The sequence below is a fragment of the Pseudoalteromonas sp. SR44-8 genome, from assembly GCF_014163635.1.
Lineage (GTDB): Bacteria > Pseudomonadota > Gammaproteobacteria > Enterobacterales > Alteromonadaceae > Pseudoalteromonas > Pseudoalteromonas rhizosphaerae.
Genome location: NZ_JACJDS010000034.1, coordinates 34,159 through 53,054, shown reverse-complemented (window position 1 = coordinate 53,054; position 18,896 = coordinate 34,159). Strand labels below are relative to the sequence as shown.

The following is an 18,896-nucleotide window of genomic DNA, read 5'->3' as shown; positions in this document are numbered from 1 at the left end:
ATCTTTTATCAAAAAATTATATGAGTGAGCTTTCGCCCACCCTAGCCATTCTATTAATACCAATTACATTAAATTAGTTAGCTATTTGATACCAATCGACTTAAATATTTAACCATTCTAGCGAGCTAAATAAAGCGCTAACTGCGTTCTAATTTTTTCAAGTAGAACAACTACATGTCAAAATTTACGCCTTGTTATCACTCCATTTATCTGTCGCTATAAATGGTCAGTAACTTAACACGATTGGTATAATTCGCTATGACAATAATATTTTTAATAAAATGAGAATTCTTAACTGATTTCACCGCTAATCGCATATTTTAATACCCAATGCTTTACCGGTCCGGTTTTATTTGCCATTTTCAAAAACTGACTGCGTGCCCACTGCAATGGAGTTAGTTGATTAGAAAAACCAAAATAACAAGCGTCCATCATACTCATCATTAACAAATTTGCTTTGCGTCTAGTTTGCTCATATTGTTTAAGATATTGTGCAGCACCTATATCGTCTGCATTTTTTAATATATCAGCAAGTGCTACGACATCTTGAAAACCTAAGTTAACCCCTTGCCCAGCGAGCGGATTAATCGTATGCGCTGCATCACCAACCAGCACGATACGGCCATCTGAATAGCTGTTGGCATGTTGGCGGGCTAACGGAAATACTGCATGCTCTATGATATCAAAGTCCCCAGCTAAGGGCGGGAAATGTGCAAGCAGTTGCTGTTTTAATTCGCCTGCTGAGAGCTGCTGCCATTGCTTTAACTGCTTTGCATCGTGGTAACAAATTAAATTGGCGTATGGCGCCTGCATAGGTAAAAAAGCTACCGGACCTGTGGGCTTAAACTGCTGCCATGTTTTTACTTGTTGCGCAGCGTCTAGTTTTATTAATACTCCCATACAATGCTGACCATATTGCCAACCCGTAACACCAATACCGGCCTGTTGACGTAATAACGATTGCCCACCATCTGCAGCAACAACTAAATCAGCGGTATATTGCTGCTCACCATAATGCAATGTCACTTGCTGTTCGCTTTGCTCAATTGCGGACAATGATTGAGGTGTTTCAATCACTTCGATATTGTGCTGTGCAAACTGTTGCCAGATACTCGCTTGAATTAAATTATTTTCAATTAAGTGGCCTAAATGAGTGGTATTAATATCGTGACAATCAAACAAAAGGTTATCGCCCGTTCGTTCAAACGCTTCGAGCTGTTGATATGGGGCATGTCGATGCACTCGTAAAATAGGCATAGCGCCTAAGTCATCTAATAAGTTTTCTGAAAAACGATTGATAGCAGATACACGAATATCAACTTTTTCACTTGCCAATACAGCATCAGCATCAATTATCTGCTGCTCAATCACTGTTACTTGGCATCCTTGTTTAGCGAGTTTAACTGCTGTGGCTGCACCAACCATGCCGCCGCCAACAACAATAACCTTGTTTTTCATCATTTTTAGTCACTAATTTGGTTATTTTCAGTGCGCTTGATTGTATCGTACTTCTGTTTACAAGTGCGAGTGAGTTTCATCTTAATCAACCATAAAACGCACTTTGTTTGACTTCAATTCACAAACATAAAAACTATACTTGGATCTAGACGGGTATCCAGCTAAAATACGCGTCCTTTAAGTAAGCGAAAGTGCCGCTTATCCTGTTTAGCGCACAACCGTGCCACTACCGAATTGAAAACGAGGCTATATTTCAATGAGTAAAAAGCTGCATATTAAAACCTGGGGTTGTCAGATGAATGAATACGACTCTCAGAAAATGGCTGATCTTCTCGATGCAACCAACGGCTACCAGTTAACTGATGAAGCTGGGGATGCAGATGTTATCCTACTCAATACCTGTTCAATTCGCGAAAAAGCGCAGGAAAAAGTATTCCATCAACTAGGCCGTTGGAAATTACTCAAAGATGACAAACCCGATCTGATCATCGGTGTTGGTGGCTGTGTTGCGTCACAAGAGGGCGATTCAATTCGCCAACGCGCACCATTTGTTGACGTTATTTTTGGCCCTCAAACATTGCACCGTTTACCTGAAATGATCAAACAAGTGCAAGGTAACAAAGGCAGCTCTGTGGTTGATATTTCATTCCCAGAGATTGAAAAGTTTGACCGTTTACCAGAGCCAAAAGCAGACGGTCCTTCTGCATTTGTATCTATTATGGAAGGGTGCTCTAAATACTGTACCTTCTGCGTAGTACCTTACACGCGCGGTGAAGAAGTCAGCCGCCCGCTTGATGATGTATTATTAGAAATTGCTCAACTTGCAGAGCAAAATGTTCGTGAAGTAAACCTACTAGGTCAAAACGTAAATGCTTATCGCGGCGAAACTCACGATGGTGAAATTTGTTACTTCTCAGATTTAATTCGTTATGTTGCAGCTATCGACGGGATTGACCGTATTCGCTACACCACGTCGCACCCGGTAGAGTTTACACCAGACATCATTGACGCTTATGCCGACGTACCTGAATTAGTCGATCACTTACATTTACCTGTACAAAGCGGTTCGGATCGTATTCTTAATTTAATGAAACGTGGTCACACTGCTATTGAGTACAAATCAACGATTCGTAAATTACGTAAAATTCGCCCTAATTTAAGTATGTCGTCAGATTTTATCATTGGTTTCCCAGGTGAAAGCGCCGCTGACTTTGAAGCGACGATGAACCTTATCAATGATATTGGTTTTGATATGAGCTTTAGCTTTATCTACAGCGCACGCCCGGGTACGCCAGCGGCTGATTTGCCTGATGATGTCAGCGAGCAAGAAAAGAAAGAGCGTTTATACCTACTACAAAACCGTATTACTCAAATGGCGCAACAGATCAGTCGTCAAATGTTTGATACTGAACAACGCATCCTAGTTGAAGGTCCATCCAAGAAAAATCCGATGGAGCTACGTGGCCGTACTGAAAACAACCGCGTAGTAAACTTTATTGGCCCACACACAGTGATCGGTCAGTTTGTTGATGTACGTATAACTGAGGCACTGCCAAACTCTTTACGCGGTGACTTAATTCGTACAGAATCCCAAATGAACTTACGCCGTGCGGTTGCTCCTGCTGATATTTTAAGTAAAGCAGCACAACCAGAGCCGCAAGCCACCCCTGATGAATTAGGTGTTGCAACTTTCGTTCCTTAGGCGAAACTTACTGTGCCAGCCTCGCTGGCACATCAAAACAGGAAGCAATTTTGAGTAATCAATTAAAAAAATTAGAGATTTATTTAGAACCCTCCGACAACAAACGTCTTTCATCTTTATGTGGCCCGTTTGACGAAAACATCAAACACATTGAACGCCGCTTAGGTGTTGAAATTACTCATCGCGATAACTATTTTAAAATCACCGGTAAAACCACCAGCGCGTTTGCAGCGATGGAAATCCTCAAAGACTTATATGTCGAAACTCAGCCAGTACGCGGTGTTATTACTGAAATTGAAGCAAATACCGTACATTTAGCCATTAGTGAGTCAAATGCATTAGAGCAAGATGAGCTAAACGAATATGGCAAAGAGGTGATGATCAAAACTCGTCGTGGCGTAATAAAACCACGTAACGACAATCAAGGTCATTATGTATCGAATATATTTCGTCACGATATCACCTTTGGTATCGGGCCTGCTGGCACAGGTAAAACCTACTTAGCTGTCGCCGCAGCAGTTGATGCTTTAGAGCGTCAAGAAATACGGCGTATTTTATTGACCCGCCCTGCTGTTGAAGCCGGTGAAAAACTGGGGTTTTTACCAGGTGATTTAAGTCAGAAAATCGACCCATACCTGCGCCCATTGTACGATGCCTTATTTGAAATGCTCGGCTTTGAAAAAGTCGAAAAGCTGATGGAACAAAATGTCATTGAAGTCGCTCCACTTGCCTTTATGCGTGGTCGCACACTTAACGATGCCTTTATTATTTTAGATGAAAGCCAAAATACCACGGTTGAACAAATGAAAATGTTCTTAACCCGAATTGGTTTTAATTCAAAAGCAGTGATCACCGGCGACATTACCCAAGTAGATTTACCCCGTGGTGCGCGCTCAGGGCTTCGTCACGCCATTGAAGTACTTAGCGATGTAGACGAAATAAGCTTTAACTTCTTCCAATCACAGGACGTGGTGCGCCACCCTGTCGTGGCACGTATTGTTGAAGCCTACGAACGTAACGATGAAGCAGAACGACTCAAACGCGCCGAAAAACAACGTGCTAAAGACTTGCTCGCAAACCAAGAGCAAGCGCAACCTTCGACTAAAGAGTGATGCCGTGAACACTGAACTTGATTTACAAATAGCCTGCGAGTTTGATAACTTGCCTAGTCTTGAGCAATTTGCGCTGTGGGCTAATAAAGTGCTTAGTCAATACCGTGACGAATCAGAGCTGAGTATTGTTATTGCTGATGAAGAGCAAAGCCAACAACTCAATAATGACTACCGTGGTAAAGATAAACCAACCAATGTGTTGTCGTTTGAATTTGAAGCGCCAGCAGGTATAGAGCTACCTTTGGTGGGTGATTTAGTTATTTGCCCAGCCATAGTGTTAGCTGAATCAATAGAGCAAGAAAAGTCATTTCATGACCACTTTGCCCATATGGTGATCCACGGATGCTTGCATTTACTTGGATTTGACCATATAAAGGATGAAGATGCGACAGAAATGGAAAGCATTGAAAAGCAATTGCTTGCCGAATTAGGCATAGCAGACCCATATCGGGACGATATTTAAATTTACGGAGCAAGTAGACGCAATGAGCGACGATAACTCGCAGACTAGCCAGGGTTCTTCTGGCAAGACCTGGTTGGGTAGAATTACCCAAATGTTGCAAGGGGAACCCCAGAATAGAGAAGAGCTGGCTGAAGTAATTGCCGATGCGCAAGTTCGGGATGTCATTGATCCTGAAACCAAAGAGATGATCGAAGGTGTGCTCGGTGTGTCAGAGTTAAAAGTGCGAGATATTATGATCCCGCGCTCACAAATGATCACGCTCGAAGTGGAAGCGCCACTAGAAGAACTCATTCCAATGATGGTCGATTCAACGCATTCACGTTTTCCAGTGGTGTGTGAAGATAAAGACCACATTGAAGGCATTTTACTAGCAAAAGATCTATTACCACTGATCCTCAATAAAGATGATCTACTGCCATCATTACGTGATTATTTACGCCCAGCCGTTGTTGTGCCTGAAAGTAAGCGTGTTGATACGCTACTTAATGAGTTTCGCCAACAGCGTTACCATATGGCGTTAGTAATTGATGAATACGGCGGTGTATCTGGCTTAGTAACCATAGAAGATATTCTTGAGCTCATCGTCGGTGAAATTGAAGATGAACACGACGAAGAAGAGCAACTAGATATTCGTCAACTTGCAAAGCATGTGTTTGTTGTTCAAGCACTTACTCCTGTTGATGATTTTAACGAATATTTTAAAACTGGCTACAGCACGCAAGACGCTGATACCATCGGTGGTACTGTTTTACACGCCTTTGGGCATATGCCTGGCCGTGGTGAAATAATTGATATAGATGGCTTACAATTTAAAGTAACCAATGCCGATAATCGTCGATTATTGCAATTACAGGTTACAGTGCCAAAGGCTGATGATAACGACAGTGAAGACACTTCTGACTAACTGCCTGCATTTAGCAAAAGATAAAAAAGCATGGCTCGCACTGGTTGCGGGCCTCTTTTTAACCTTGTGTTATGCCCCTTTTGAGATTTGGCCCCTCACGTTCGCCTGTTTAGCATTAGCGATATATAGTACCCACACACATAATTCTGGGCAGCAATATGGCAAACTAGCCAGTAAACGCGCCGCCAAATATGGTTTTATATTTGGCCTCGGTTGGTTTGGCGCAGGTATCAGTTGGGTGCATGTCTCCATTGCCACCTTCGGCGGTATGCCACTGGTAGCCTCAGTGTTACTGATGGTGCTGTTATGTGCTTATTTAGCTATCTACCCGGCTTTAGCCTTTATGTTTGCCACACGCTTTGCCAGCGGCCCTAGTAGCTACGGTTTATTATTACTCTCAGGCTTTGCTGTCACCGAATACTTACGCGGTGTGGTACTCACCGGCTTCCCTTGGCTAAGCTTTGGTTATACTCAAACCGATAGCCCACTTAACTTTTTAGCGCCGCTGATCGGTGAATTTGGCTTAACGTTAGTGTGCATAGCCATCGCATTTGCACTCTATAGGCTTATTATTGCAAAAGACTTTAAACTAACGATAGCAACCGCAGCTATCATCGCTGTTATCAGCGGTATGGGTGTTGTTAGCCGCAGCAATCAATACAGCGAAACAACCATTAGTGCTTTATTAGTGCAAGGTAATATCAAACAAAGCCTGCGTTTTGAGCCTAGTGAGTTTTGGACCACTATGAGTAAATATCAAGACATGACTCGCCCCCACTGGGATGCAGACTTGATCGTCTGGCCCGAGGCAGCTATTCCTGAAATTGAAGCCCTTGCCGACAGCTTTTTGGCCGGCCTCGATAGCGCAGCGTCATTTAACAACACCGCACTTATCACCGGTATTGTTGATTACCAACTCGACACCAAAACTATTTTTAACACCCTTATTGTACTTGGCAATAAAGAGCACAGCGACGAGCACGGTCATTATCAATACTTAGGTAAAAATCGTTATCAAAAACATCAATTACTACCCATTGGTGAGTTTGTGCCATTCGAAGATATATTGCGCCCAATCGCGCCATTATTTGACCTACCCATGTCATCGTTCACTCGCGGCGACCAAGTTCAAAATAACTTACGTGCTAATGGCTTAAATATATTACCGGCCATTTGCTACGAAATCGCTTTTGCTGATTTAGTGCGTGGTAATTACCACAATGATTCGGATATTTTATTTACTGTAAGTAATGATGCCTGGTTTGGTGCCTCCCACGGTCCCCACCAGCACATGCAAATAGCCCGTATGCGTGCCCTTGAATTACAACGCCCGCTTATTCGTGTGACCAACAATGGCATCAGCGGCGTATACGACCCAATCAGTCAAATTCAAGTCCGCATGCCACAATTTAAAGCCGACACCCTTAAAGTTAATATCAAGCTAATCCAAGGCGACAGCATCTATAGTCAATACGGTAACTTGCCTGTGTGGTTATTTATTTTTAGCATTACAATCGCAGCATTAATCGTAAAATTTAAATATAAAGATAATCACCGTTAAATATATTCACTAAAAAGTAATCACACAATTGATATATTTCATCTACATCAATTGTCGTAAACATAATAACAAGGAAGTTGTATGTTGTTAATTAACACCCAATGCAAACAATCAATTACACAGCACATGGTCAGAATCAGGCATTTTATTCTGTTCGTATTGATGCTTATTATCCCCTCCTTGGGTTTAGCCGCTCAATATGAAGTCAGTTCAAAGAATGAGTTACAAGCTCAATATCAATTATTACTAGAGTTAAAAGCTGAAAATGCTGTTTCAGAGAATGTGTATACTGAAAAATCTACTTTTTTACATCAACAAGCGCAAACGAACTTTCATTTTGACTTAGACAGTGGAACATACACCTCCGACATACCGATTGGTAATGCCCATCAAATTAGCAAACAACCTTCACCAATATCTGACACCGAGCAGCGTATTGATAGTTTCACCACCGCGCTATATGCTATTTCAGCTTTGTTATTATTGGCCTTAATTGGCAAAGTGATGTCACATTTCCCACCATTACTCAACGAACTTTTGATTTACGGCGCGTCTATTTTTTCACTCATTTTTTTACATTACGAATATTGGTTACTGGTTGCAGGATTCTCTTTAGGCAGCGTTATTAGCTATTCAGTGCTAAGTCGTATTAGTGACGAAAAAGAAGAAATTAAATGGGTAGGATGGCCCTTAGCAATTACATTTGCTGCGCTAACCTTAATATTTGATAACAGCATATTTGGGTTTTGCAGTGTATTAGCTTTGTTATCAACTTTTGGTTTTATGATATTAGTTGCTCCAGGCAGAGTAACCGTCGGCAGCCAAGATGAACGCGTTGCACAATCTGTTTATTTAACGGCGCTTAGTTTTACGTTAACTCTATTAGCTTGGTTAGTATTTTATACCGATTGGTTCGCACCTTTACTCGAATTAAGACAGCCTCTGCAATCTTTTGAACTTGGTATGCTCACCTTACTGCCACTTGCTTATTTTTCAGGGATCTCCCAACTTAGCTTTTTCTTATTGAAAGAAAAACCTTGGCTACGTTTTAGCGCTGAGCTTATCGGTTTAATTAGTGAAATAGCGGTAGTCACAATTGCGCTGTTATATAAACTTGATACCATGTTTTGGATAGCCGCATTATTTTTGATGTGGAACTTCTTGGACAAGTTTTATCGTCTGATTTATAAACATGTTAGCTATGTTTCAGCGTGTACACTATTCGCGCTGTTTTTTGCCGGTATTAGCGCACTCATAAAATCAAATATCGATGTTATTATGCCTTATTTAGAGTTTTTAGGACTGTGAACCTCCCTAAATGCCCTATTTTTCATAAATAGGGCATTTTCTGTATATTAATCCTTTCTATAAAACTTGCTTAGAGTCTAACTATCTATTTAACAATCGCTTTAACTGTCTCTTCAGTTATTAGCTGATTTATACTGCCTTTAATAACCACAGTTGCTGATATTTTATCTTGAATGGCTTGGCGGTTCGGATCCCAATAAACTTGTAAAAAACCTAGTAAACCAGTTGCAAACCCTGCGCCGTAGCCGCCGTATCGGCCAAACGCATCCCATAAACTTAAATCTTCGCCACTAAGTGCGACAACTCGGATATTGCATAGTTTTTTACCCGGTGTTTGGCCACGCCACAAAAGCGAAAATAATGTGAAGTACACCGCGGCCCAACCAAAGCCAAGACCTAAATCTTGAATGATTCCTTTGCCCCACTGTAAAATACTATTCACAGGTGCAGCTTTAACCGGTGCGTCTTCAGGTTCAGCCGTCTGCTCATCAGCTTCAACCATTACTTTCAATAACAACCGGGCAACCTGAGCATTATCAAACTCATCTATTTCAGCCAGTTGTGGCACTTGAGCAACTAAATTGGCAAGTGCATTGCTTTGACAAGTCTGATTGCAATTTTGACTTGGTGCTGTTTGCGTTAAATAAGTATTTATCTGTTGTTTTTCCTCTGCATTTAATGGTGTTTCGCGTTTAATTCTTATCCCTTGAATCGCAGTATCATCCTCAAAAAAATCGATTGCGATTGAAAGCACTGAGAGTGAACTTATAAATAATATACTAGTAGCTGTTATTTTTAATACTCTTCGCCAAACAGTCGACATTGTTGGTAAGTATTTTTGCGCTGTGCCTTTATAAAAAGCCATTGCAGCTACAAATGCGATTACAGCAGCACTGATCTTAGCCGCGAGAAAAATTAGCGCTACATCGATTACCATCGCGAGCGCGCGGCGAGTCGGTGAAGCAAGTGGTAGTCCCAATAACGCTTGATCTATTTTAAATGCATAGGGCGTAATAACTTCCTTAGTTTCAGCAGCTGTTAATGCTAATTGTTCTATTTGTTTCGCTTTCATTTACGCCTTTATCCTTAAAATTAAATAAGCATCTTTATTTAGATTGTTATTGAGAGCAGCTTATAGCTCAAACCATCAAGGCTAGATTATCTATAAATGGTTTATTTTCTTCATCTATCACACGAATTATTTCTTTGTGTAAACGTTTTTTGTGCTCAGCAAAAATGGCGCGCTTTTTATCAAATGCAGCGGCAAACGCCATTGCGTCCGCTAATAGGCTATCTTGGTCTGTTGAGGCTTTTTCTATAACGTGATCAATTGCAAGCTCTGATCCAGAAACGCGACGCCCTGTCAGTTTCATTTCGTTAAAGCGATAGTAAGGGATCGCTTTTTTCACAAAGGCGATCATGCCAGGTAAAAATGGGATTGATAAATCCACTTCAGGGAAGCAAAAAAAGCCGCGATCGCCGCGCATAAATCTAAAGTCACACGCGCACGCTAAAATTGCACCGTTACCAAAAGCATGACCATTAATGGCAGCGATCACTGGCATAGGAAAAAGCAGTAAGGTTTTAAATACATCGTCCATGTCGTACATAAAACCACGTATTTCATCGGCCTTTTTTGCTTGCATAGCAGGTAACAACCAATCAGTATCAATGCCTAAACTCCAACACTTATCATCATTTGAGGTGATCACTAGCGCTTTGTGGTTTTGGTTTTCAACAACCTCTGCTAACGCTTGTTTTAGTTGATGTGCAAACTGTGGATTTTGGCGATTTTCGCCGTTTGTTAAGGTTAACACCGCAACGTTATGTTGAGTGGTTAAGGAGATGATACTCATAAAGTCCCTCTTCAATTTTATAGTTTTTTAAAAAGATTATTGCTCGTTTAAACGCAGACCGATGTTTAGTTTATCTGTTTAATTACAAACCATTGAGCCTGTAATAAACCAGTTTAAATTCATCACCTTTCATTTCATTTACATTGTGTCACATATTAGCAATTTATATATTTCAGTCTTATTGCATATTAGATACTATCTATATACTAATAATAATTAAAATACTTATGAAAAAGTTAACAATTGTATTGCTCTTACTTCTATTGTTATCAGGCTGCGCGAATTCGGCTAAAAATGATCTCGCAATATTAAAGAATCACACGGTATGTTGTATTAACTTAAACGATATTACATTCGTAGCGCAACAAACAAAGCAGTTTATTCATTTTGATTTGAAAAAGCAGCCTGTAAGACTTTTTGGCGATGCGAAAAGTCCATTTATTGCAATTGAAAAACCTAGCGATAGTCGTTTTGCCCAAGTTTTTAGCTACGCTAATGGCGTATTTATTCAAAATGCAACGCTTGTCTATCCTCAGTTATTGCTTTTGGATAAGTCAAAACAGATTATTCAACACCTCAAACCCTATGAAGCATGGCAAAATGGTTTACCAACAATCTTAGGTTTGGACGGTAAGCTGTACTACAAAACACAGTTTACTCTGCCAAGCGAGGCAAAATACCTAATTTTTTATACTGATAGCGGTTTGAATAATAAAATAACTACGATCAACTGGCGTTCGCAAGTTGGAGGTAGCGAATATAGATATCTGACCCTCACCTCGTTCGCTAAAATCGGAATCAAATTACTTTAACTTAACACTCATTTTCAGGAATTATTATGAGATATATTTATACTATTTTTATCCTTATAACATTAAGTGGGTGTAACTCTTCACCCAATTACATGAATACTGCACAACTAAAATCAAACCATCAGATACTTGGGCTTGGTGGTTTTTATGTTGAAGAAGAGCTCAGTTATTTTGAACAACAGTTGGCAGATCATTATAAAACACCTATAAAAAAAGCACTTGAAGATCGCGGATTTCAAGTAGTCGATGCCAGCGAGGTTTATGATCTTTATTATCAGTTATTAGACAATGCTGATAATTTGTACGACCCTCTTACAGGTCAGGAAAATGAAAACCTACGTAATGAAATCTGGAAAAAAGCGCTTGCTAAAACAAAAGCTAAATTAGGTATAAGTGCGTTTGTATTTGCGGGCGTAGATACTGTTAGAGCAGAATTTACTAACAGTATTCTATTAGGACATGTGGCAAAATGGTATGGTCAGGAAGAGTCTTACCTTGAAGGCGGCGCTGATGGTGGAGATATATTTGTATCGTTATTTCAGAACGAAGAAGGTTATGTTCCTGGGAGCCGACTATATATCCGTATTAGAGATGAACACGATACACTGTTAACAACAGGTTCTGGGGGTATTGAATTAGTTGCACAATTTAACAGCGATGAAGAAATTATTGTTAAAGATGCTGATAAATTATTTAAAGATCCTACAAAATTAGACAACGCGTTACAATTTGCACTAAAGACAATTGACACTTGGAAAACAAAAAAATGATGAAGCTTTTTTTAATCATCATGACTTTACTAAATTTAGTCGGGTGTAAACTGATTCAATATAATAGCGATCCTGAAGTGAGGATTAGTGCAATCACATTAGTCAACGCACCTACCCATAGCGATCTTGCCTATATATGGTTGCCAACCTCCAATACCGGTAGCAAAGTATTATACCGAGAAGCATTTGACAATAACGTGGTCAACTTCTCAAAAAAATATAATTTAACTAACCTAAATCCGCAGGCACAAAGATTTTTTGATAGTTTTATTATGAAACAAGGCGGTGCTTTCAACACAAAAACAGGTAAACTTAACTTAGAACTAATACAAACAGCAATGCAATACACGTTTAATAACGTTAAAAGCGCATATCCAAATATTAATACTCTGTTAGTTATTCATCCGCAAGAAACCTCAATAAAAGTTATTGATGGCACTGCTAATTGGAATGGTGTTGAGCAACATATCGTAACAATACCTCAAAAGTCAGTCGAATTTAGGCCGGTAATAAGCCTTGCCGTACAGTACTACATTCCTGATGGAAAAAATTATGACTTTGAGATTGGTCTAGATCTTCATGCTCCAGATTTAACCGATGACAGTAAATATGAACAAGTGATAAAACATATTTTATCCCCTATCGTCTTGTTAAAAAAAGAAATCTAATAGCTCTCAGTCTAATAGTAAGCTATAACTTTAGCCACTATTAGACTTTTGATGAGTGATATTATAATCACCCCCAGTTCTCACAAATAAAATTAATACTTGAGGATACTTATGCTTAATAAAGTCGCTATTGTTGTCGGTGCAACTGGCTTAGTGGGCAGCCACTTAGTTGAAGAATTAATTATGGCAACTCATATCAGTAAAGTTATCACCCTAACGCGTCGCCCTATTAGTTATAACAGTGACAAAGTCGTTAATCATGTAGTGGACTTTAACCATTTAGCTCAACACGCTGCGTTTTTTAAAGCGGATATATTATTTTCATGTTTAGGCACCACCAAAAAAGCAGCTGGCTCTATAGCCGCTCAGCGTAAGGTTGATTTTTATTATCAGTTAAAAGTCGCTGAACTTGCTGCAAAACACGAAGTAAAACATTATTTGCTAGTATCCTCCAGTGGTGCAAATGCCAATAGTGGTAACGCATATTTACAAATGAAAGGTGAACTTGAAAATACTGTCAAAGAACTGCCATTTAAACGCATTAGTATTATTCAGCCATCGTTATTACTTGGCGAGCGTAATAACGAATTTCGTATTGGTGAAAAGCTTGGCAGTATATTGTTACCAATTTTATGTATGCTGCCTGGTTTAAGAAAGTATCGCCCTATCACGGGCAAACAAGTTGCTATAAAAATGTGTAATATCAGTAAACAATCAGGTGATGGTGTTGAATATTTTAGATTAGATGAACTATTTAACAGTTAAACTTCAGTACGCATCTTATACGTTCCTTTTCGCCATAAATGGCGACCGACAAATTTAAATACGAACTTCAGCGCAAAAAGCTATAAAAAAGCCAGCAAATGCTGGCTCAGTTTTTAATACCTATTAACCTTACTACTTACCAAACTCTGTTGGGGCTGGGGGCACAATCAAGGTTTTTTTCGGGTTTGCCTTAAGCTCTTTTAACAGCTCTTGTACGGCACGCTCAACCGACGGATCTTGCCCAGCTTGAATAAGCTCTGGACGGTCAATCACTTCGATATCTGGGCTTACGCCTTCATTTTCGATGATCCAGTTACCGTCATTATCGAGTATTCTAAAGGTAGCAGCGATCACAGAGCCACCATCCACAAGCCCTGGATTACCAGAGATACCTATTAATCCACCCCAAGTGCGAGTGCCAATTAGTTTACCTAAACCTGCTTGGCGGAAGTAATACGGTAGTGCGTCACCACCTGAACTTGAGTAGCCGTTGATCAGCATGGCTTTTGGTCCATCATGGGCAAACTGTGGCGTTTTAGTTGGCTCAACGCCACGACGCTTCCAGTAGTTAAGCGGTTTACGTGCCAGCCAAGTGATCATATGCTCTGGGATAAAACCACCGCCATTGTAGCGATCATCTATGATCATTGCTTCTTTGCTAGTTTGCGGTAAAAAGTTTTTAAATAACGAACGATTACCTTCGTAATGTGTGTTTGGCAAATGTACATAACCAATTCGACCGTCGGATAGTTTATCGACGTATTCAGCACGGCTTTGCGTCCATTGTAAATAACGTAAGCCGGTTTCACTTGCGATTGGTTTAACTGTTACCTTCCAACTTTTTTTCAGGCTCGGGGATTTACTAAGCAATAACTCAACCGATTTACCTTGGGTGTTTTCAAGTAATTCATAAAAGTTAACCACATCTTTTACTGAACGACCATTTACCTCAACAATATAATCACCAACGCTTGCGTTAACGCCCGGCTCGTTGAGTGGTGAGCGGAAGTTCTCGTGCCAGTTTTCGCCTTTAAAGATATTTTCGATTTTTACAAAACCGGATTTATGCGCGCTAATTTCTACGCCTAATAAACCATGCTGTAAACGTGTTGCAGTTGGCATATCGCCAGAGTTGACATAAATATGCCCGGAGTTAATCTCGCCGGCAATTTCGCTTAGCACATAGTCAAGGTCGGCGCGATGTGCGATTGCATCAGCCATTGGTTGGTAGCGTTTTAAAATAGCATCCCAATCTTGGCCGTGGTGATTTTCATCGTAGAACCAATCACGTAATGTCCGCCAGCCTTCACGATACATTTGCGCCCACTCTGTTTGCGGGTCAATTTTTAGTATCATATTTTGCAAGTCTAACTGGGTGGCTTTTAAATCTTGCTCAGCGGCTGGCTTAATTACACTGTAATTATCACCTGAGCGAGCAATGATATGCTGCGCATTCGCTGATATTTTATAGCTATTAACCCCCTTCGCTACGGTGGCAATTTCGCCATCGACGGCAATAGGTATTAATTTTAGCCCACCCGCAGAGAGTGTTAATACGCCATCTTTTACAGCAGTTAAAGCACTGTAATTTCCGGCCGGAGCATTTAGAGCGACAACGCGGTCCATAAAACCATCACTTTCAATATAAGTGCTTAACGGTTTAGCTGACTTGTCATCGTCTTTATCCGCTTTCGAGTCAACAATACTTATTTCATCAGTCAGTGGCGTATTCAGCGGTTTGATTTTGCTATTGACAGCAACAGCATAAATTCGCGTGGCATTATTAAACATGTAGTCAAATTCATAACTACTAAAAGTTAAGTTAAAGTCGCGCTCTGAAGTAAAATACAATTGCTGACCATCATGAGAAAACGCAGGATTTCGTTCACTGCTCATATCGTCGGTCAGACGTGTAACTTGTTTGTCTTTTAAATTGTAATGCCATAATGAGGCATAACGATTTTCGTTATTTTTAACAAATACAACATCTTCACTATTAGGTGACCAAATATACGTAGTTAAGCCGTCTTCTTCATACTTGGCGGTATCAATTTTATGCTGCTTGCCGGTTTTTATATCAAGCCACCATAAGGTGTGATTTAGATCTGCAAACAATAGCTTTTTATTGTCCGGAGACCAAACAGGGTCAAAACGCCAAATAGTGCCATTAGTTGTCAGTTGTTTAACCTTGTTGTTATTAGCTCGGTCTTGGATATAAATTTCGTACTCACCACTTTCATCACTCATATACGCAATATAACGGCCATTTGGTGACCACGAAGCGGCAATTTCACGCCCTTTAGGCGTATGGCTTAAATTGCGTGTTGGGCCATTTTTAACGGGTACTGAGAACAGCTCTCCGCGGGCACTAAAAACCACGCGCTTACCATCATGGGATACATCCATCGAATCAATAAAGCCAGCCACATTTTTGCTATAAGGCATGGTATATTCACGATTTCCCTGTACGTTAATAGTCAGCTTTTCTTCACGCTGCGTTGCATCGTCAAAACGGTATAAATAACCACCATTCTCATACACTATGGCATCTGGGCCTGCCGATGGCCAAAGCACATCAAAATCCGTGTGATTGGTCACTTTTACTGGTGCTTTGCCGTCTTGATGCTTATATAAATTTAAGGTGTATGCTCTGTCTGAGACATAATAAATATTGTCATGCACCCAAGTAGGCTGCTGATCAGTGGCTCTATCGGTAGTTAACTGCGTAGACTTGTTGTGCTCTAAATCATAGATCCATACATCTTGTGCGCGGCCCCCTCGCGTGCGCTTCCAGGTACGAAACTCGCGATCAATTGGTGTATATACGTATTGCTTACCATCAGGCGATAACATGCCGCCACCCGTTTCAGGTATAGCCAATGGCTGCTCTAAGCCACCATCGGCAGGCACCATGTAAGGACGTCCCACACGCTTACCATAAGGTGTACGGTTTGCTCGAAACACTATATGTTTACCATCAGGCGTCCAATCAAGGACACGATAATCATAGCCACCACGAGGCGGCATCACACCAACATCGTTATAGTAAGTCAGCTGTTTTAGATCACTGCCATCGCGATTCATTACATATATTTGGCGGCTACCATTGTACTGTGCTGAAAAAGCGATCCTTTTCCCATCTGGAGAAAACTTAGGGAATGTTTCAAAACCAATGTGATCTGTTAAGCGCGTGCTGTTACCCGTTTTGATATTTGCTATATAAATATCACCGGCATAAACAAAAGTAACCGACTCTTTATGAATATCAGGGAAACGCAATAATCGCGTATCTTGAGTATCATAAGCCGCGGCCATGGGTGAGAATGTAGGCGCAACCGCAATCGCTATTGCGGTTAAAAAAGTACGTAATTTCAACTTAACCATCCTTATGTTGTTATTTTATATCATCATAACAACATAAAAATGGATTGCAGCTTTGTTCGGCAAATAACTGTAACAGAGTGTAAATAACCTGAACAATATTTATAATCAGTGTCTTAGTAATTCTCTTAATCAGAGGTCAGGTTAAATAATACTCATGAGTAATAGTTATAGTCCTCCGACTTTAGGTAGCTGCCTTTTATCAATCACTTTAAAAGTAGTTAAATCAACAAGCATTGAAAACACTTCAGCATTGTCTATAAACAACATAAACAAATTGCCTTGCTCATTAACAGCATGCTCAAGAATGCGGTCGTAGCCTGTGAGAACCTCGCTATAACCACTGCCATCAATTTTACTTAACGCAAAAGTGCTTTTATCTTCGTTGCTTAAAAGGCCGTCGTTATTTGTGTCGTTTTTAATAACATGATAGGCAATACCCGCCGCTTTTGACTGCGAATCAAATTCAGATAAATACAATGGAGAAATATCAGTGATCAACTGATCTGTCGTATCAAAAAGCCAATTTGCATAGTTTGTTTTACCATTGATAAACATCACATTTTTTGACCGTGTTGGCCTATTTTTATAATAAGAGGAACCACTAAAATTTTCTACAACTTGCCCTAACCCACGTTCGGTATCGGCTTCAACCGTTAACTTTTCAGACTCAAGCTCTATATAATAAAAGTCCGTTTCTCCTACTCTTCGCGGGTAGCCCAAACGCCACTTTTCTTCTTCGTTTTTGTCATCTGCTAAATTTAATGCCGGTGGCTCAACGTCGTTATCATTAAATACTGTTGTAACAAGTTGGACTGAAATTAACGCAGTAGCAATTAAAACCCCGACTAATAAAATAATTCCATTTAAGTTCCATACCCATTTAAAAAATTTATCTGAATTCATGCTTTCCCTATTTTTAAAAAAGTGATCAATTTATCTGAACATACGTATTATTGAGCTTATCTATAACACAAAGCTTTGCGATAAAAAATGAAAACAAACCCTACAACTAGTTTGCCCTTACTATCAGGTTCCGGCGATTTAATTCTGCACTGGCAAATAGTTAATGACTCAGTAATGGGCGGTTTATCGACCAGCCAAGCTTATGAGAAGGACAATAGCTTAATTTTTACAGGCAACGTTTCTTTTGAAAATAATGGAGGCTTTGCTTCAATACGCACAACAATAAACACTAATAAAGAAAACGCCAATCTCATATCTTTACGGTTCAAAGGAGATGGTAAAACGTATCAACTTCGCTTAAGAACGAGTCAGTACCTAGATGGGCCAGCGTTTACTGCTTCGTTTGCAACATTAAAAGATCAATGGCAAGTCGTTACATTCTCACCAACTGACTTTAGTCTTACTTACCGTGGTAAAACCTTAGAGCAGCAACCAGAGTTAACGTTCAAAGATGTACAACAATTGGGCCTTATGATCGCCAAAAAGCAGCAAGGTAATTTTAAACTTGAATTAGCGCATATTAACTTTGAGCATAAATAGCGTAAATTAAGCGGCTATATTGGAAATATTAAAATTATTTTTTAAAATCATATTCTTCGTTATCTCGCTTTTTAAGCTCTGTGATAACCATTTCTATCATCTGTTTCTTTATTTCTGCGTGGTTGGACTTTAGCTCATTAAGTTGCTGAACTAATATATCAATTTGCTCTTGCTGTTGAGAATCTCGGTATTTTTTCGCACCAGTATGCTCAGGATCTATTTTTAAATTTTGCGCTTCGGTATTTTTTTCCAGCTGTATAAAGTTGCTATTGTGGCTTTCAAGCTTGAGATTTCGCTGAATTGGATCTTGTTTTAATTTATTAATTTGTTCTTGTAGCACGATGATCTTTTGAGCGAAATCTTCATACACTTTTTGTAAATTGTTATACTGTTCAGCAAAATTCACATCATCTTCGCTATACTCTTGCGCTTTAGCATCTAAAAACTCAGACAAAATATATTCAGGCTGTTCTGTTTGCGCTGCTTGTTCTTCAAGTCGTTTGTCGTATTTACTTTGAAACCCATGAGCTTCAGGAATAGTAATAACAGGTAAGATCTTCATATTTCATCCTTAAAATTATCCTGGTAATAATATCGGCACAAAATAATAAGACTTTAGCTTTCTTTTGC

Annotated in this window: 17 protein-coding genes; 11 read left to right on the top strand and 6 right to left on the bottom strand. The window is 39.9% G+C overall.

The window, feature by feature from the left end; translation table 11 throughout:
- Positions 1 to 291: 291 nt before the first annotated feature.
- Positions 292 to 1,461: an FAD-dependent oxidoreductase gene (locus tag H5183_RS16310; protein ID WP_182732195.1), complete on the bottom strand. Its 1,170-nt coding sequence runs from the start codon at positions 1,459 to 1,461 to the stop codon at positions 292 to 294.
- 253 nt (positions 1,462 to 1,714) lie between these two features.
- On the opposite strand from H5183_RS16310, the gene miaB reads away from it, so the two are divergent.
- The 6 genes from miaB (at position 1,715) to H5183_RS16280 (ending at position 8,508) form a co-directional block, all read left to right on the top strand.
- Positions 1,715 to 3,160 carry a tRNA (N6-isopentenyl adenosine(37)-C2)-methylthiotransferase MiaB gene (miaB, locus tag H5183_RS16305; RefSeq protein ID WP_145240625.1) on the top strand — a complete coding sequence of 482 codons (1,446 nt, stop codon included), beginning with the start codon at positions 1,715 to 1,717 and terminating at the stop codon, positions 3,158 to 3,160.
- A gap of 50 nt (positions 3,161 to 3,210) precedes the next feature.
- Positions 3,211 to 4,272 (top strand): PhoH family protein, encoded by a 1,062-nt coding sequence (locus tag H5183_RS16300; RefSeq protein WP_145240623.1) that lies wholly within the window; start codon positions 3,211 to 3,213, stop codon positions 4,270 to 4,272.
- 4 nt (positions 4,273 to 4,276) lie between these two features.
- Positions 4,277 to 4,735, top strand: coding sequence for an rRNA maturation RNase YbeY (gene ybeY, locus H5183_RS16295; RefSeq protein WP_145240621.1), 459 nt, complete (start codon positions 4,277 to 4,279; stop codon positions 4,733 to 4,735).
- Between the two features lie 22 nt (positions 4,736 to 4,757).
- Positions 4,758 to 5,639, top strand: a complete 882-nt coding sequence (corC, locus tag H5183_RS16290) for a CNNM family magnesium/cobalt transport protein CorC (RefSeq protein WP_149980717.1) — start codon at positions 4,758 to 4,760, stop codon at positions 5,637 to 5,639.
- On the top strand, positions 5,620 to 7,200 hold the full coding sequence (gene lnt / locus H5183_RS16285) for an apolipoprotein N-acyltransferase (protein ID WP_145240604.1): 1,581 nt from the start codon (positions 5,620 to 5,622) through the stop codon (positions 7,198 to 7,200). Before corC ends, lnt begins: the two co-directional genes overlap by 20 nt.
- Before the next feature lie 81 nt (positions 7,201 to 7,281).
- A complete protein-coding gene (locus tag H5183_RS16280) occupies positions 7,282 to 8,508 on the top strand; it encodes a hypothetical protein (RefSeq protein WP_182732194.1) in 1,227 nt (408 codons plus the stop codon).
- An 85-nt stretch (positions 8,509 to 8,593) separates the two neighbouring features.
- Here the strand turns inward: H5183_RS16280 and H5183_RS16275 are convergent, their stop codons facing one another.
- Positions 8,594 to 9,580 carry an RDD family protein gene (locus H5183_RS16275; protein ID WP_182732193.1) on the bottom strand — a complete coding sequence of 329 codons (987 nt, stop codon included), beginning with the start codon at positions 9,578 to 9,580 and terminating at the stop codon, positions 8,594 to 8,596.
- Positions 9,581 to 9,647: 67 nt separating this feature from the next.
- Positions 9,648 to 10,364: an enoyl-CoA hydratase/isomerase family protein gene (locus tag H5183_RS16270; RefSeq protein WP_182732192.1), complete on the bottom strand. Its 717-nt coding sequence runs from the start codon at positions 10,362 to 10,364 to the stop codon at positions 9,648 to 9,650.
- A gap of 227 nt (positions 10,365 to 10,591) precedes the next feature.
- Here H5183_RS16270 and H5183_RS16265 point away from each other — a divergent pair, with 227 nt between their 5' ends.
- The 4 genes from H5183_RS16265 to H5183_RS16250 all read left to right on the top strand — a co-directional run bounded on the left by H5183_RS16265 (position 10,592) and on the right by H5183_RS16250 (position 13,379).
- A complete protein-coding gene (locus H5183_RS16265) occupies positions 10,592 to 11,176 on the top strand; it encodes a hypothetical protein (protein ID WP_182732191.1) in 585 nt (194 codons plus the stop codon).
- Positions 11,177 to 11,202: 26 nt separating this feature from the next.
- Positions 11,203 to 11,946 carry a hypothetical protein gene (locus tag H5183_RS16260; RefSeq protein ID WP_259397362.1) on the top strand — a complete coding sequence of 248 codons (744 nt, stop codon included), beginning with the start codon at positions 11,203 to 11,205 and terminating at the stop codon, positions 11,944 to 11,946.
- Positions 11,943 to 12,614, top strand: coding sequence for a hypothetical protein (locus H5183_RS16255; RefSeq protein WP_182732190.1), 672 nt, complete (start codon positions 11,943 to 11,945; stop codon positions 12,612 to 12,614). Before H5183_RS16260 ends, H5183_RS16255 begins: the two co-directional genes overlap by 4 nt.
- A gap of 111 nt (positions 12,615 to 12,725) precedes the next feature.
- Positions 12,726 to 13,379 carry an NAD-dependent epimerase/dehydratase family protein gene (locus H5183_RS16250; RefSeq protein ID WP_182732189.1) on the top strand — a complete coding sequence of 218 codons (654 nt, stop codon included), beginning with the start codon at positions 12,726 to 12,728 and terminating at the stop codon, positions 13,377 to 13,379.
- 132 nt (positions 13,380 to 13,511) lie between these two features.
- On the opposite strand, the gene H5183_RS16245 is transcribed toward H5183_RS16250, so the two are convergent.
- Entirely contained in the window at positions 13,512 to 16,763 is a 3,252-nt protein-coding gene (locus tag H5183_RS16245; protein WP_182732188.1) for a S41 family peptidase, read from the bottom strand.
- A 165-nt stretch (positions 16,764 to 16,928) separates the two neighbouring features.
- Positions 16,929 to 17,666, bottom strand: a complete 738-nt coding sequence (locus H5183_RS16240; protein ID WP_182718118.1) for a hypothetical protein — start codon at positions 17,664 to 17,666, stop codon at positions 16,929 to 16,931.
- 87 nt (positions 17,667 to 17,753) lie between these two features.
- On the opposite strand from H5183_RS16240, the gene H5183_RS16235 reads away from it, so the two are divergent.
- Positions 17,754 to 18,266 carry a CIA30 family protein gene (locus tag H5183_RS16235; protein WP_182732187.1) on the top strand — a complete coding sequence of 171 codons (513 nt, stop codon included), beginning with the start codon at positions 17,754 to 17,756 and terminating at the stop codon, positions 18,264 to 18,266.
- 34 nt (positions 18,267 to 18,300) lie between these two features.
- Here H5183_RS16235 and H5183_RS16230 read toward each other — a convergent pair whose 3' ends face one another.
- Positions 18,301 to 18,828, bottom strand: a complete 528-nt coding sequence (locus H5183_RS16230) for a hypothetical protein (RefSeq protein ID WP_182732186.1) — start codon at positions 18,826 to 18,828, stop codon at positions 18,301 to 18,303.
- Positions 18,829 to 18,896 lie beyond the last annotated feature (68 nt).